Source organism: Sandaracinus amylolyticus (assembly GCF_000737325.1).
GTDB lineage: Bacteria > Myxococcota_A > Polyangia > Polyangiales > Sandaracinaceae > Sandaracinus > Sandaracinus amylolyticus.
Window position 1 is genome coordinate 7,293,943 of record NZ_CP011125.1, and the last position, 14,831, is coordinate 7,308,773.

Below are 14,831 nucleotides of genomic sequence, written 5' to 3' on the forward strand. Positions count from 1 at the left end.
TGCATCATCGCTGATCGTCGGCCGGACCGACAGTACCCTCGCGAGTCCCCGAGTCGGGCGCGCCCTCGGCTTCCATCTCCGCGAGGGCCTCGCGCTCCGCCTTCGCGCGCTCGCGCGCGGCATCACGCGCCTCGTACGCGCGCACGATCCGCGCGACGAGCGGATGACGCACGACGTCGGCGTCGCTGAAGTACGTGAACGCGATCCCGGGCACGCGATCGAGCACGCGCGTCGCATCGGCGAGACCGCTGCGCGCACCGCTCGGCAGATCGACCTGCGTCACGTCGCCGGTGACCACCGCCTTCGAGCCGAAGCCGAGGCGCGTGAGGAACATGCGCATCTGATCGCTGGTCGAGTTCTGCGCCTCGTCGAGGATGACGAACGCGTCGTTGAGCGTGCGACCGCGCATGAACGCGAGCGGCGCGACCTCGATGACGCCGCGCTGCACGAGCATCTGCGCGCGCTCGAAGTCCATCATGTCGTGGAGCGCGTCGTAGAGCGGACGGAGGTACGGATTGACCTTCTCCGCGAGATCGCCGGGCAGGAAGCCGAGCTTCTCGCCCGCCTCGACCGCGGGGCGCGTGAGCACGATGCGCTTCACGCGCTTCTCGAGCAGCGCGCGCACCGCCATCGCCATCGCGAGGTAGGTCTTGCCCGTGCCCGCGGGGCCGATGCCGAAGACGATGTCGTTCTCGCGCATCTGCTGCACGTAGCCGTGCTGCGTCGGGCCCTTCGCCGTGATCGTGCGGCGCGGGGTCGCGAGGACGACGTCGTTCATGAAGTCGCCGAGGCGCACCTCGGGGTTCGCCTTGAGCGTGCGGATCGATCGCTCGACCTCGCGCTCCGAGAAGCCCTTGTTCTTCTCGAGCATCGAGAGGATCTCCATCAGCGCGCGCTCGGCGTTCTCGACCGCCTCGCGCGTGCCGCGGAGGTGGATCGTGTTGCCGCGTACGCCCGCCGTGATCTCGAACTCGCTCTCGAGGATGTCGAGGTGGTTCGCGCCGGGACCGGTCAGCCGCACCAACAGATCGGGCTCGTCGACCTCGACCTCGGCGTGGATGTTGTCCTCGTTCGCGCTCTCCCTCGGAGTCGTCTGGGCCATTCGTGAGGCTGAAGCTAGCACGTCGTCGCCGATCCAGAACGGGCCTGGCAGATCGCGCAGCTCGCGCGCGCTCGCGTGTATGCGCGCGCGTAGAGCGCGAAATCGACGTTCGTGGGGAGAAATCTTGCGACAGCCGCTTGAGTGACGAGATCCGCTCGTGTTGACTGAGGTGCCATGAGCGACAAGCCGCTGGGAGAAGACGAGCGCCCCCCACCGTCGCCACGAGCCCGACGCAGACCACGCGTCGCCGTGCTCTGCTGCGATCCCGCCTCGCCGCTGAAGGCTCGAGGCGACGAGGACTTCGACTACGAGCACGCCGACGCGTCCGATCGCGCGTTCCTCCGCGCGCTCGAGGACGCGGGCTACGAAGCGAGCTGGCACCCGGTGCACCTCGCGAACGTCGACACGGTCGTCGACGCGCTCGACTGCGACGTGGTGTTCAACCTGTGCGACGGGTCGGGTCAGGGCATCGACAACTATCCAGGTGTCGAGGCCATCGACGCGATCGAGCGGCGCGGGCTGCCCTACACCGGATCGCGGCGCGAGCCGTATCGCACGTCGATCTCGAAGGTCACGATGAAGACGCGCTTCGTCGCGGCGGGCGTGCCCACGCCGAAGTGGCAGCTCCTCGCGTCGCCCGACGAGCCGCTGCTCGACGATCTGCGGGGCGTGCCGCTCTTCGTGAAGCCGCACGACGCGGGCGGGAGCGCGGGCGTGCACCTCTCGTCGATCATCGCGGCCGACGACGAGCTCGCGCTGCGCGCGCGCGTCGAGGAGATCTTCCGCGACTACGGCTCGGCGCTGGTCGAGGAGTACGTCGACGGCCGCGAGATCACGGTCGGGCTGCTCGGATCGGGCGAGCGCGCGAAGGCGCTTCCGCCGCTCGAGGTGCGCTTCGGTGACGCGTTCCCGCCGGGCAAGGGGATCCGCACCCACGAGACGAAGTGGGACACGAGCTCGCCGCTCTACGGGAGCTTCGAGCTGCTGTGTCCGGCGCCGCTCACGCTCGCGGAGACGCGGCGCGTGCTGCGCGTGGCGCGCGACGCGTACCGCGCGATCGACGGAGCGGGCTACGGGCGCGTCGACATGCGCGTCGATCACCGCGGGCCGTTCGTGCTCGAGGTGAACATGAACTGCTCGCTCGAGTACGGAGAGAGCTCGGCCGACTGCGCGATGTACCCGTTCGCCGCGCAGGCGGCGGGGCTCGCGTTCCCCGAGCTGCTGCGGCGCCTGGTGGAGGACGCGAAGCGCTTCCATCGCGCGGCGTCTCCGGCGCGGCGCGCGCGGCGGGTCGTCTCGCTCGAAGCGCGGCGCCGTCGTCGCTGAGCGAGCGCTCGCGCGTAGACTGCGCGCGACATGACCACGCTCGTCCTGCACCAACCGCCCCCGCGCCCGTGGGGCATGCCCAGCTTCAGCCCCTTCTGCACGAAGCTCGAGACGTACTTGCGCATGGCCGGGATCCCGCACGAAGTGCGTCCACCCGACATGCGGCGCGCGCCGAAGGGCAAGATCCCGTACGTCGAGATCGACGGTCGTTTGATCGGCGACTCGCAGCTCGTGATCGACGAGCTCGTGCGCCGTCACGGCGACACGCTCGACGCGCAGCTCGACTCGAAGCAGCGCGCGATCGGGCACGCGGTGCGACGGATGCTCGAGGAGGGCACGTACTTCACGACGCTGCACCTGCGGTGGATCGACGAAGATGGTTTCCGCGTGCTGCGGCCCGAGTTCGGGAAGATGTTCCCGCCGGCGCTGCGCCCGCTGCTGTTCCCGATGGTCCGCAGGAGCGTCCGCAGCGCGCTGCGCGGACAGGGCACGGGGCGCCACACGAAGGACGAGATCGTCTCGTTCGCACGGCGTGATCTGGACGCGCTCTCCGCGATCCTCGGCGAGAGCGAGTACCTGCTCGGCGATCGACCGAGCTCGTACGACGCGACGGCGTACGCGTTCTGCGAGAGCGCGCTCGGGTTCCCGCATCCGTCGGGCGTGCTCGAGCACGCGCGCAGCAAGCCGAACCTCGTCGCGTATCGAGCGCGCATGCGCGAGCGGTGGTTCCCGGAGCTCGGCCCGGTGCGGTCGTGACGCGCTTCGAGGAGCTGGCGTGGGATCAGCTGTCGGCGCACGCGCTCTACGAAGCGCTCGCGCTGCGACAGCGCGTGTTCGTCGTGGAGCAGGACTGCGTGTACCTCGACGCCGACGGCAAGGATCGCATCGCGCGCCACCTCTTCGCGTGGGAAGGCGCGCAGCTCGTCGCGTACGCGCGGCTCTTGCCCGAGGGCGCGCGCTTCGCGGAGCGATCGATCGGGCGCGTCGTGGTCGCGCCCGAGGCGCGCGGTCGCGGGCTCGCACGCACGCTGATGGAGCGCGCGATCGCGTCGATCCGCGAAGCGCACGGTCCGGTGCCGATCGCGCTCTCCGCGCAGGCGCACCTCGAGCGCTTCTACGCGAGCCTCGGCTTCGCGCGCACCAGCGCGGTGTACGACGAGGACGGGATTCCCCACGTCGACATGCGCAACGACGCGTGACGGAAAGAACGAACGCGCCGGGAGGTGGACCTCCCGGCGCGTTCTGGTGAGCTCACCCGCTCAGTGCTTCAGGGCTGCGCGCCGAAGCCGAGCTGCCAGGTGAGACGGCGGATCAGATCGATGTTGTCGATGTAGCGGCGGAGCTCGGCGGCCGAGCCCGCGCCCGCGTCCGAGAGCGCCTGCGCGCGGAGCAGCATCGCCGCGCCGACGCCGGTCTCGCGCGTCGCGCCACCCGGCACGCCGTCGGCGTCCACCGGGTAGCTCACCGCGACGTAGGTGAGACCGCTCTCGGGATCCAGGAACTCGATCACCGGCAGCGTCGGGTCGATCTCGACCTCCTCCGCGCCGCCGCGCACGAAGATGCGCGAGCGGTTGAGGAACGTCTGGTCGTAGGTCTGCGGGATGTACGCCATGCCGTAGACCGCCGAGTACAGCTGGATCGAGAACGACGCGTTCGGGTCGACCGGCGTCGACGGCATCGTGCCGTTCTGCATCTCGAGCGGCGTCGGATAACGCAGCTCACCCGACACGTCGCGAGGCGCCACGACGGTCCAGTCCTCCGCGAGCACGCCCTCCATGAACGCCGTCAGCGAGGGGCCGAACGACGAGCCGAAGTTGATCTGGTACTGGCGGATGTCCGCGTCGGTATCGCGACCGAGGAAGTACGTCGTCGGATCGACGAGCACCTGGAGCGCGATGATCTTGTCGTAGAAGTAGCCGACGCGGTCGAGCTGATCGAACCAGTAGTAGCCCGCGTTGAAGTCCCACGTCGTCTCGATCGCGCGTCCGTCGAACGGGTCGACCTCGAGCGCGACCGTGTCGCCGAACGCCGCGGGGAGCAGCGCGGTCGAGCCGTCACCGCGCGTCGCCTGCGTGTACTCGCCGGGCTCCGGCGTCGTCACGACGCGCGTGAGCAGCTGGAAGCCCGCGCCGACCGCGAGCGTCCACGAGCCCATGCCGTCGGGGCGCGTCCAGAACGCGTCGTACCCCGCCGAGCCACCGAAGATGTCCTGGAAGACACCGCGGTAGAGCGCGTAGATCTGGTTCGCGCGCTGGAGCTTCTCGAAGTAGCGGCCGTGCACGCGCGAGGCGAGCGACTCGGGCGAGAAGCCCAGGCGGCCACGACGGAAGCTGTTGAAGATGTAGTAGTTCCAGTAGTTGTCGATGACGCTCTGGACCGACTCGTACGCGTCCGCGCCCTGATCGTAGCGCTGGCAGTCGGGGTTCAGGTCCGCCTGCTCGTCGGAGCAGAACATGTACGGGACGATCGGGCGGCCGTCGGGATCGACGAGCGGGTCGCGGATGCCCTGGAACGCCAGCGAGCTGTCGGGACGAAGGCTCGTGTAGCGCACGTCCTCGCGCTGCTGCAGGCGCTCGACGCCGCCGACGATCTCCGGCCAGTCGGTGTACACGAACGCGCTCGGCTCACCGCCGGTGAACGACTCGAAGCGGAGCGGCACGGGCCAGCCCGCGCTCTGGATGAACGCGACCCACGCGACCTCGCCGGGCGTCGCGGCGTTCGAGAAGACCTCGACGAGATCGCCGTAGCCCATCTTCACGGCGGCCGAGTCGTAGTGGCTGATGCCGTGCGGATCGGTGACGACGAAGTTCACGCCGTAGTCCATCACGGTCGAGTACTGGTACTCGAGGATGCGGCCGTCGCGCTCCTGCGACGTCAGCGGGTCCCACGCGCGCGGCTCCATCGTGCCGTCGTCGCGGAGCTCCCAGTAGCGCGGGAGGTAGTTCAGCGCGTCGTAGCTGCCGCTGAAGTTGTGGCGCAGGCCGATGGTGTGGCCGACCTCGTGCGCGGTGACCGCGTCGAAGATCGGGTGGCGCAGCATCGCGCGCACGAGGTTGTAGTTCAGCTCGCCGTCCTCGCCGCGCAGCTGGTACTCCTCGCCGTACCAGACCATCGGACGGTTCTCGTCCGCCGCGCGGACGATCTCGCGCGCGAGGCCGAGCAGGCCCTCGTCGGCGAACTCGGCGCCGACGACGCAGTGGTCGTGCTGCATGCGCTCACGCGCACGCGCGAGCGCGCGCTGGTTGGCGAGGCTGCCACCGCGGAGCGGCGACACCTGCTCGAGCAGGCCCTCGGTGACCGGCAGCTCGGGGTCGATGCCGCCCGCCATGCGGACCTCGTCGGTCGTCATCATGCGCTCGATGTCGGTGCCGACGAGACGGCCGAGCGCCGCGTCACCACGGTCGACGCCGTCGCCGAACGCGCCCTGCTGGTGCAGGCGGCGTTCCGCGTTCTCCATCGCCTCGATGAATTCCGCGGGGCTCGAGGGCGCGCGCGACGCGGGACGGCCGCTCTGCGCCCACGAGAAGTCCATCGCCTCGTTGATGTCGTGCGCGTCGAGACCGTCGATCTCGATCACGTGGTCGTGCGCGGTGCGGCCGGTGAGCTCCGAGCCGGGCGCCTCCTGGCGCTCGATCCACGCCTGCACCTGCGCGCCCGCCGTGACGTCCGACTCGTCGAGGTCGCCGTTGATCACCGCGATGATGTCGCGCGCGAACGTGGTCAGCGTCTCCATGGCCGCGCCGTAGATGAACGCGTTGCCCATGATGATCTCGCCGGTCAGCGGATCCGCCGACGACGGGCCGTAGCCGAGCGGGCTCGAGAGGTGCGCGTCGCTGACCCAGCCGATCATCGAGTAACGGAGGTCGCCGGGGCGCGGCGACGTGCCGGGCGCGCCGCACGCCGCGTGATCGGTGTCCGCCACGGGGTTGTGGCAGAGCACGAACATCTGCTGGTGGTCCTCGCGCATGCGCTCGCCCGCGCACGCGCCGGAGTCGCCGCCGTTCTCACGGCACTCGACCTCGCGGAGGCTCGCGACGGTGTCGCGGAACGCGCGGTTCCACTCGTCCGAGAGGTGCTGCGCGTCCGGCACGAGGTCCGCCGGGAAGTTCGAGCTGAGGTAGTACGCGATCGGGCGCACCTGGCGCTCGCGGTACGGGATCGTGCACGCGCCGCGCAGCGAGCCGGTCGCGGTGTCGATCGAGCGCATCGCGCGCGCGAGATCGAGATCGCACACCGAGCCGCCGCCGCCGCACTGGTCGTCCGCGCTGCAGCCCACGAGCGTGCCGTCCGCGTTGCGGCGGTGGCTCTGCTGCCAGAGGTTGTGGCGGTTCGCGAAGCGGAAGCGGGCCGGCTCGACCACGCCGTAGTGCGCGTCGTAGCCGGCGCGCTCGGTCACGAAGTAGCCGAAGCGCTCCATGCGGTCGCCCGTGTAGAGCTGCGGCTCGTAGTCGCGATCCTCGTGATCGACGCGGAGGAACGAGTTGCGCACGGTGACCTCACCGGGCGCGCAGTCGAGGTGCCCCTGATAGAGCATGTAGCAGGAGGGCACCGGGCCGAGGCCCTCGATCTCGACCGTCGTGGGACGGACGAACATCTTGTTGACGATGTCGATGTACTGGACGGGCTGCTCGCCATCGACCCACGTGCGCGTGAGGACGTTCTCCCACGTGCCGTCCGCCTGACGCGCCTCGAAGCGGGGCGCGTGCGGGTGCGAGGGATCCTCGACGTAGTAGGCAGCCGGCTCGGTCTCGATGCCGTCGAAGACGCGCGCGAGGACGAGGAAGCTGTTGTCGGTGATCAGGTTCTCCGACCAGTCGACGCGGATGTAATCGCGCTGGTACCAGGGGCGGTCGGTGCTGTTCTCGGTGAGGATGTTGAGCTCCTCGCCGGTCACCGGGTTGTACGCGCGGCGGATGTCGAAGTGGGACTCGATGCGGTACATCGCGACGGGCGCACCGGTCTCCGTCGCGTCGCCCGAGATGCCGTTGGTCTCGCTGCCCGCGATGTACTCGTACGCGCGGCGCGCGACCAGGAACTCTTCCTGGACCTCCCAGCGGATGCGCTCGAGCTCGCCCTGCTCGCCGACGAACGTGTAGCCAGCGGAGTACGGCGAATCGATCACCGTCTGCTGGTAGTACCATTCGCTGTCCTCGAGCACGCTGCGATGCAGTGCGCCCGGCTGGACCTGATTGATGGGGTCGCGGCCCTCTGCGCAGCCCGCCACGGTCGCGCCTGACAGCGCGCTGATGGCGAGCAGGGCGAGTGCCTGAGCTCGGTGCAAGGTGCGGGACATCGACATCGACTCCTTCGGCCGCGGGCATCTTCGAAGCGGCGGCGGGCCCGCTCCGCAAGAAGCGTGCTCACGTCGTCGTCGCGGCAATTGCCGGATCAGCGCGTGTGCGAGCGAGCGAGACGTCGAGTCGCGTCGTTAGCGCGTTGACGATCGATCGTTACGAACGCGCTCGAACGAGCGACCGCGCGCGGTCGGAATGCACGCGTCTCCCGCGAACGCGCATTTCTCTGCGTGGCACATGGGTTGCGATGCGGCGCGCCCTCGTTGCCCGGAGCACCGACGTGAAGCGTTTCGTATCTCCTCTGCGGTTCTTCCTCCTCTGCGCTGCGCTCCTGACGCCAGCGCTCGCCGCGAGCGCGCAGGACTCGAGCGGAGAGGGCGAAGGTGAGAGTGAACTCACGAGCTCCGCACCTGCCGAGGCAGCGACGGAAGGAGAAGAGTCCGTCGCGGCGACGACGGCCGCGGAGAGCGAGTCGGCGACGACTCCGACCGTCGAAGAAGATCTCGCGGCCGAAGCGGCGGCGAGCGCCGAGCCCGCGCAGGAAGAAGCGGCCGCTCAGGAAGAGGCCGCCGCGCCCGCGCCGGAGCCTTCGCCGTTCCGCGGCTCGCTCTTCTCGTGGCAGCACGGGCTCAACGTCAACACGTTCGTTCCCGACGCACAGCTCACGCAGAACCCGCGCTACTACTGGTCGTTCTTCCTCCAGCCTCGCTATTACCTCGATCGTCAGAACTTCCTCGTGCTCTCGCTCGGTCTGTCGGTTGAATTCACCGACAGCGACATCGCGACGACCGAGCGCGAACCGCAGTTCAGCGACGTCGTGCTCGAGTGGCGTCACATCGAGCAGTGGGAAGGGTTCGTGTTCATCCCGTCGGTCCGCCTCGCGGCGCCGACCTCGCTCGCGAGCATCGCGGCGGACCGCATCGTCAACACCGGTGTCGGCCTCACCGTCGTCCGCGTGTTCCCCGAGCTCGCGAGCTTCACGGTCGCCGTGACCGGCGGATACCGGCACTGGTTCGCGACGACCAACGTGCCGACCGCGAACTTCTCGACGGGATATCAGTGCTCGACGACCGACCGGTTCGGGGGAGCCAGCGACGACTGCGATCAGGTCAGCGGCCTCACGACGGAGCGCGATCGTCTGTTCGCCGCGCTGACGCTGACCGTGATGCCGATCCCCGGGCTCACGATCCTCACGCAGTACGCCGGCCTTTGGATGTACGGGCACGAGCTGGTCGACGTCCCGGGCATCGAGTCGTTCAACACGACGCACTGGCGCAACGCCCACTATTGGACGCTCGCGGTAGGCTACGACGTGCTGCCCTGGCTCAACTTGCAGGTCGGCTATCAGGGCTCGCCCGGCTTCACGCCTTGGCTCAATCAGTCCGCGCAGATCCAGCACCCGTTCTATTACTTCGACGACAGCGAGGTCTATCTCTCGGCGACCGTCGCGCTCGACGTGATGGTCGACGAGTTCATCGGCGAGGACGAAGGCGAGGTCTCGCCCGAGCAGCTGCAGCGCCGCCGTCAGGGTCTCGCGTCGCGCGGTGCGATGATCGGCTTCTGATCACCGAGCTCGAAATGCGAACGGGCCGCGCTCTCGAGAGGAGCGCGGCCCGTTTCGTTTTCACGCCGGCACCGGGCCCACGTAGCGCGACGCAGGACGAATGAGACGTCCCGTGCGCCGCTGCTCCGCGACGTGCGCGCACCACCCCGCGACACGACCGATCGCGAACGTCGGCGAGAACGCGCGTCGATCGAGGCCAACCGCGTCGAGGATCACCGCCGTGTAGAACTCGACGTTCGCGCGCAGCGCGCGATCGGGCCGTCGCGCCGCGAGCCGCGCCTCCGCTTCCTTCTCGACCGCGCGCGCGAGCGCGAGCCGGCCCTTCGCGACCCCTGCGCGCTCGAGCTGCTCGATGCCCGCCTCGAGCACCGCGGCGCGCGGATCGCGCACGCGATAGATGCGGTGCCCCATGCCCATGATGCGACGGCCGGCATCGAGCTCCGCGTCGACCCACGCACCGGCGCGCTCGGGCGCGCCCACCGCGTCGAGCATGTCGAGCACCGGGCCCGGCGCGCCTCCGTGCAGCGGGCCCTTGAGCGCGCCGATCGCCGCGGTGATCGCGGACACGTCGTCGGAGCCCGTCGACGCGACCACGCGCGCCGCGAACGTCGACGCGTTCATGCCGTGATCGATCACGGTCACGAGGTAGCGATCGAGCGCGGCCGCGCGCGCGGGGTCGGGCGCCTCGCCCTGCACCATCCGCAGCACGTCGGACGCGTGCCAGCGCGACGCGTCCGGCGCGACGAGCGCCTCCCCGCGCTGCGTGCGTTGCCACGCGGCCGCCGCGACCGCGACGCTCGCGGTGAGCACGATCGCGCGCTCGAGCTCCGTCGCGCTCTCGGGGACCGCCGTCCGCGCGACCAGCGCGCGCAACGCGTCCATGCCGTCGGCGTGGCGCAGCGCGGGATCGCGCGGATCGATCGCCGCGAACGCGCGCGCCCGCGCCTGCCCGAGCTGCGCGCGCACGCCGGCCGCATCGTCGGGGAACACGCCGGTCCAGAGCTGCCACGCCGCTTCCTCGAACGAGCGCGCGCCCGCCAGCGCCTCGACACGATGCCCGCGGATCCACAGCTCACCCGCCTGACCGTCGACGTGCGAGAGCTCGGTCTCCGCGACCACGACGCCCTCGAGCCCGCTCGCGATCCGTGCACCTTCGGTCATCACGCTCCTCCTTCGCCTCGACCCGACGCGCGAGACGTGAGAAACGTTGATGCATGGCAAACGTTGATCAACGTGGATCCACTGATCAACATGATGCATTCGACGCTCACGCCTGGGTCACCGCCGACGAGGCGTGCGGGATGCTCGGCATCAAGCGGGGGACGCTCTATGCGTACGCGAGCCGTGGGCTGGTGCGCAGCGCGCCCGGCGAAGGACGCGAGCGGCGCTATCGCCGCGACGATCTCGAGCGGCTGCGCGCGCGCAGCCAGGCGCGAGCGGGCCACGCCGCAGTCGCCTCGGGCGCGCTGAGGTGGGGCGAGCCGGTCCTCGACACCGCGATCTCGGGCATCGGCGACGACGGGCCGCACTATCGCGGTCGCAGCGCGGTGGAGCTCGCGCGCAGCGGCGCGCGCTTCGAGGTCGTCGCGGAGTGGCTCTGGGCGGGACGCTGGGACGACGACGTTCGTTTCGAGGCGCGGGATCTCGGGATCGACGTGCGGCGCGCGGCGCGCCTCGTCGCGCAGGGCGCGCACCCGCTCGATCGACTGCTCGCGGGCGTCGCGCTGATCGGCGCGGCGGAGCGCGGCTCGCGCTTCGATCCCGGCGGCGAGGGCACGCTCGTGCGCGCGCGATCGCTGGTGCGGCGTCTCGCGGCGCTGCTCGCGCTCGCGCCGGGCGAGGAGGACCGCGTCGACGAAGCGCTCGCCGCGCCGACGATCGCGCACGCGGTCGCGATCGGGCTCGGGCTCCGCGCGACGAAGCGCGCCGCGTCGGCGATCGATCGTGCGCTCGTGGTGATGGCCGATCACGAGCTCAACGCGAGCACCTTCACCGCGCGCGTCGCGGCCGGCGCGGGCGCGGATCTCCACGCGTGCGTGCTCGCCGCGCTCGCGACGCTCACCGGGCCGACGCACGGCGGAAGCTGCGATCGCATGGAGGCGCTGCTCGCCGAGGCGCGCGAGCCGGAGGACGCAGCACGCATCCTCGCGGATCGGCGGCGCCGGGGCGATGCGCTGCCGGGGTTCGGGCATCCGCTCTACCCGTCGGGCGATCCGCGCACACCGCCGCTGCTCGAGGCGGCGGAGGAGCTCGCGCCGCGCAGCGTCGTGCTGCGCAAGGTGCGCGCGTTCACGAGCGCGATGTCGCTCGCGGGCGGAGAGCCGCCGACGGTCGACGCCGCGCTCGTCGCGGTCGCGGGCGCGCTCGGCGCGGGACCGGGCTCGGCCGCGGCGCTGATGGCGATCGGGCGCGCGGCAGGATGGATCGCCCACGCGATCGAGCAGCGCGAGGCGGGGTTCCAGCTGCGCCCCCGAGCGCGATACGTCTCGCGCTGACTGGCCTGGGGGCGACGCGCGGGGTAGCGTCCGGGCCTCATGCGCGGGAACGCGTCGTCGTTGAACGGTCGTCAGGCACGTCATCTCCGGGCGCTCGCCCATCATCTCGACCCCGTCGTGCAGGTCGGGAAGGAGGGCGTGTCCGACGCCGTCGTGCGCGCCGCGTGGCAAGCGCTGCACGATCACGAGCTCATCAAGGTGAAGCTGCCGCAGCTCGAGAAGGACGAGCGACGCGAGATGGCGCAGCACCTGCGCCGCGCGCTCTCCGCGCAGATCGTCGACGAGATCGGGCGCGTGCTCGTGCTCTACCGGCGCCATCCGGAGCGGCCGAAGATCAAGCTGCCCTGATCGCGACGTTCCTCCGATCGCGGCGAGCGGCCCCGTCCGATCGTCGAGGGGAGCTTCCCGGACACTGGGCGGCGCCGGCATCCGGCAGGCTGGCCGCCCTATGGACAGCAGTACGTTCCGCAGGAACGCGTCGCGTCTCGCGGCGCTCTCCTTCGTCCTCCTCTCCCTCGGGTGTGCGACCGGGTCGCTCTCGCGCGGAACCGCGAGCGACGGCACCGACGACACCACCGACTTCGACGCGCTGCGCCGGCGCCCTCATCCGCGTCGTGACGCGGGCGCCACGTCCGACGCAGGCCCCGTCGTCGTCGCCGACGCCGGCAGCACGCCGGCGCCGATCGACTCGGGCGTGCGCGACTCGGGCGTGCGCGACTCGGGCGTGATCGTCGCGCGTGACGCGGGCAGTACCACGCCCGCCGTGGACGCGGGCACCGACGCGGGCACTCCTCCGACCACGCCGACCGCGTGGCGTCCCTTCGGCGCGAGCAGCCCGTGGAACACGCGCATCGCGTCGAACGTCGCGATCCGTCCCGACTCCGCGCAGCTGATCGAGCACCTCCGCACGAGCACGCGCTGGCCCGGCCTCGGCGTGAACGTGCGCCCGTGGGGCATCCCGATGTACTCCGCGTCGTCGTCGACGCCGCTCGTGCGCGTCGTCGCGAGCCTCAGCAACGAAGGCGAGAACCGCACGTTCTGGTGGCCGGTGCCCGCGGGCGCAGAGTCGGATCCCGAGGCCGACGGTCACCTGCTGATCGTCGATCGCGCGACCGGTCGCGAGTACGACTTCTGGAACGGGCGCCGTCAGGCCGACGGCTCGTGGACGTGCTCGCTCTGCGCGACCGCCGACATGAACGGCACCGGCGTGCGCCCGCCGAAGGGCGGATCGACGCCGTGGTACGAGTCGCACGGCTCGCGCGCGTGCGGCTTCCCGCTCGCCGCGGGTCTGATCACCGCGGAGGAGATGCGCGCAGGGCGCATCGATCACGCGCTCGCGATCGCGTACCCCGGCATCCGCCAGCGCTGGTTCCGCTCGCCCGCGAGCACCGGACATCCGGCGAACGGCATCGTCTCGCCCGATCGCGGCATCCCGTGCGGCGGCCGCATCCAGCTCGATCCGAGCGTGAACGTCGACGCGCTCGGGCTCACGCCCTCGGCGCGCATCATCGCGCGTGCGCTGCAGGAGTACGGCGCGTACGTCGGTGACTACTCGGAGTCGATCAGCCTTTACGCCGATGGCTCGCCCGAGGCGCGCGCCGCGTGGGACAGCGGTCTGCTCGACGAGGCGAGCGTGAACCGGATCCCGATCGAGCGCCTCCGCGTCGTCGAGTGGGGCACGCTGATCAGCGACGGCTGAGCCGTACCGGAGTGCTCGTCACGCAGATCCCGGACGGGAGCGCGCGAAGCGCGTGGACGGTAGGGACCTGCGGGCGAGCCGACTCTTCGAGCTCGCGACATCCGCGAGCGACGCGCGCCCTCGGTCTCGGCCGAGCGGCGCGCGTCGTCGCTTTCGTGGGGCCGTTGCGTGGCGCGCGACGTCGCGAGAGAGTCGCGCGCCATGAGCACCAGGGAGCAGCTCGTCGCGATCACGATCGTCCTCGCGCTCGGCGGCGCATGTCAGCCAGGCGCGCTGAGCGGCGGCGCCGACGCGGGGCGCACGACCGGCGGCGAGTCCGACTCGGGCCAGCAGACCGGCGGTGGCGCGTGGCGCCCGTTCGCGAGCTCGAGCCCGTGGAACACGCGCATCCCCGACGACGTCGCGATCCGGCCCGACTCCGACGCGCTCATGGAGCACATGCGCACGAGCTCGGAATTCCCCGGGCTCAGCGTGTCGATCCACCCGTGGAGCGTGCCGGTCTACGACGTCGACGCGTCGATGCCGCTCGTCCGCGTGATCACGCCGCTGAGCAACGAGGGCGAGGCGCACACGTTCATGTGGCCGGTGCCCGCGGGCGCGCAGCCCGCGCCCGAAGGCGACGGCCACCTCGCGCTGATCGATCGCGCGTCGGGGCGCGCGTACGACTTCTTCCAGGCGCGGCCGCGGGGCGACGGAGCGTGGGACTGCGCGCTCTGCTCGACGATCGATCTGAGCGGCTCGGGCGTGCGGCCACCGAAGGGCGGATCGTCGCCGTGGTACGAGTCGCACGGCTCGCGCGCGTGCGGCTTCCCGCTCATCGCCGGACTGGTGCGCGTCGAGGAGATCCGCGCGGGACGCATCGATCACGCGCTCGTGATCGCGTACCCCGGGATCCGCCAGCGCTTCTTCACGTCGCCCGCGAGCACCGGGCATCCGGCGAACGGGCTCATCTCGCCCGATCGCGGCATCCCGTGCGGCGGGCGCGTGCAGCTCGATCCGAGCATCGACGTCGACGCGCTCGGTCTCTCTCCGACCGGCCGCATCATCGCGCGCGCGCTGCAGGAGTACGGCGCGTACGTCGGCGACTTCTCGGGCTCGATCAACCTCTACGCGGACGGCTCGCCCGACGCGCGCGCGGCGTGGGAGGGCGGGATGCTCTCCACCGGCGAGACGGGGCCGATCCGCTTCGAGGACATGCGCGTCGTCGAGTGGGGCGAGCTGCGCTCCGACGGCTGACGCTACGGATTCCGTAGCGCTACGGATTCCGTAGCGCATGAACGAAACGAGCCCCGCGACGTCGTGCGTCGCGGGGCTCTTCTCGTGTGTGGCGGCTCGCCCCGGGACGAGCACT

The 14,831-nt window shown here is 70.9% G+C and carries 11 protein-coding genes; 8 read left to right on the forward strand and 3 right to left on the reverse strand.

Annotated elements, in window-relative coordinates; genetic code table 11:
* Positions 1-4: 4 nt before the first annotated feature.
* Positions 5-1,102 (reverse strand): PhoH family protein, encoded by a 1,098-nt coding sequence (locus DB32_RS30840; RefSeq protein WP_053236229.1) that lies wholly within the window; start codon positions 1,100-1,102, stop codon positions 5-7.
* A 249-nt stretch (positions 1,103-1,351) separates the two neighbouring features.
* Between DB32_RS30840 and DB32_RS30845 the strand changes: the two genes are divergently transcribed.
* Genes DB32_RS30845 through DB32_RS30855 form a run of 3 tightly spaced genes read left to right on the forward strand, consistent with a single transcriptional unit; the run spans position 1,352 to position 3,627 of the window.
* Positions 1,352-2,428 carry a D-alanine--D-alanine ligase family protein gene (locus DB32_RS30845; protein ID WP_053236230.1) on the forward strand — a complete coding sequence of 359 codons (1,077 nt, stop codon included), beginning with the start codon at positions 1,352-1,354 and terminating at the stop codon, positions 2,426-2,428.
* A gap of 30 nt (positions 2,429-2,458) precedes the next feature.
* Positions 2,459-3,184, forward strand: a complete 726-nt coding sequence (locus DB32_RS30850; RefSeq protein WP_075097669.1) for a glutathione S-transferase family protein — start codon at positions 2,459-2,461, stop codon at positions 3,182-3,184.
* The gene (locus DB32_RS30855; RefSeq protein ID WP_053236232.1) at positions 3,181-3,627 is read left to right on the forward strand and encodes a GNAT family N-acetyltransferase; all 447 of its coding nucleotides are present in this window, start codon (positions 3,181-3,183) and stop codon (positions 3,625-3,627) included. Before DB32_RS30850 ends, DB32_RS30855 begins: the two co-directional genes overlap by 4 nt.
* A 68-nt stretch (positions 3,628-3,695) precedes the next feature.
* Here DB32_RS30855 and DB32_RS30860 read toward each other — a convergent pair whose 3' ends face one another.
* Complete coding sequence (locus tag DB32_RS30860) at positions 3,696-7,652, reverse strand: zinc-dependent metalloprotease (protein WP_053236233.1); 3,957 nt, start codon at positions 7,650-7,652, stop codon at positions 3,696-3,698.
* 350 nt (positions 7,653-8,002) lie between these two features.
* Between DB32_RS30860 and DB32_RS30865 the strand changes: the two genes are divergently transcribed.
* Positions 8,003-9,286 (forward strand): hypothetical protein, encoded by a 1,284-nt coding sequence (locus DB32_RS30865; RefSeq protein WP_053236234.1) that lies wholly within the window; start codon positions 8,003-8,005, stop codon positions 9,284-9,286.
* A gap of 60 nt (positions 9,287-9,346) precedes the next feature.
* On the opposite strand, the gene DB32_RS30870 is transcribed toward DB32_RS30865, so the two are convergent.
* Positions 9,347-10,447: a citrate synthase gene (locus DB32_RS30870; RefSeq protein WP_157069589.1), complete on the reverse strand. Its 1,101-nt coding sequence runs from the start codon at positions 10,445-10,447 to the stop codon at positions 9,347-9,349.
* A gap of 53 nt (positions 10,448-10,500) precedes the next feature.
* On the opposite strand from DB32_RS30870, the gene DB32_RS30875 reads away from it, so the two are divergent.
* From DB32_RS30875 to DB32_RS30890, 4 genes are all read left to right on the forward strand, one after another.
* Complete coding sequence (locus DB32_RS30875; protein ID WP_075097670.1) at positions 10,501-11,781, forward strand: citrate synthase; 1,281 nt, start codon at positions 10,501-10,503, stop codon at positions 11,779-11,781.
* Positions 11,782-11,820: 39 nt separating this feature from the next.
* Complete coding sequence (gene yhbY, locus DB32_RS30880; RefSeq protein WP_053236236.1) at positions 11,821-12,129, forward strand: ribosome assembly RNA-binding protein YhbY; 309 nt, start codon at positions 11,821-11,823, stop codon at positions 12,127-12,129.
* A 100-nt stretch (positions 12,130-12,229) separates the two neighbouring features.
* Positions 12,230-13,480, forward strand: a complete 1,251-nt coding sequence (locus tag DB32_RS30885) for a hypothetical protein (protein ID WP_053236237.1) — start codon at positions 12,230-12,232, stop codon at positions 13,478-13,480.
* A gap of 201 nt (positions 13,481-13,681) precedes the next feature.
* Positions 13,682-14,716, forward strand: coding sequence for a hypothetical protein (locus DB32_RS30890; RefSeq protein ID WP_157069590.1), 1,035 nt, complete (start codon positions 13,682-13,684; stop codon positions 14,714-14,716).
* The last annotated feature ends 115 nt before the right edge of the window (positions 14,717-14,831 follow it).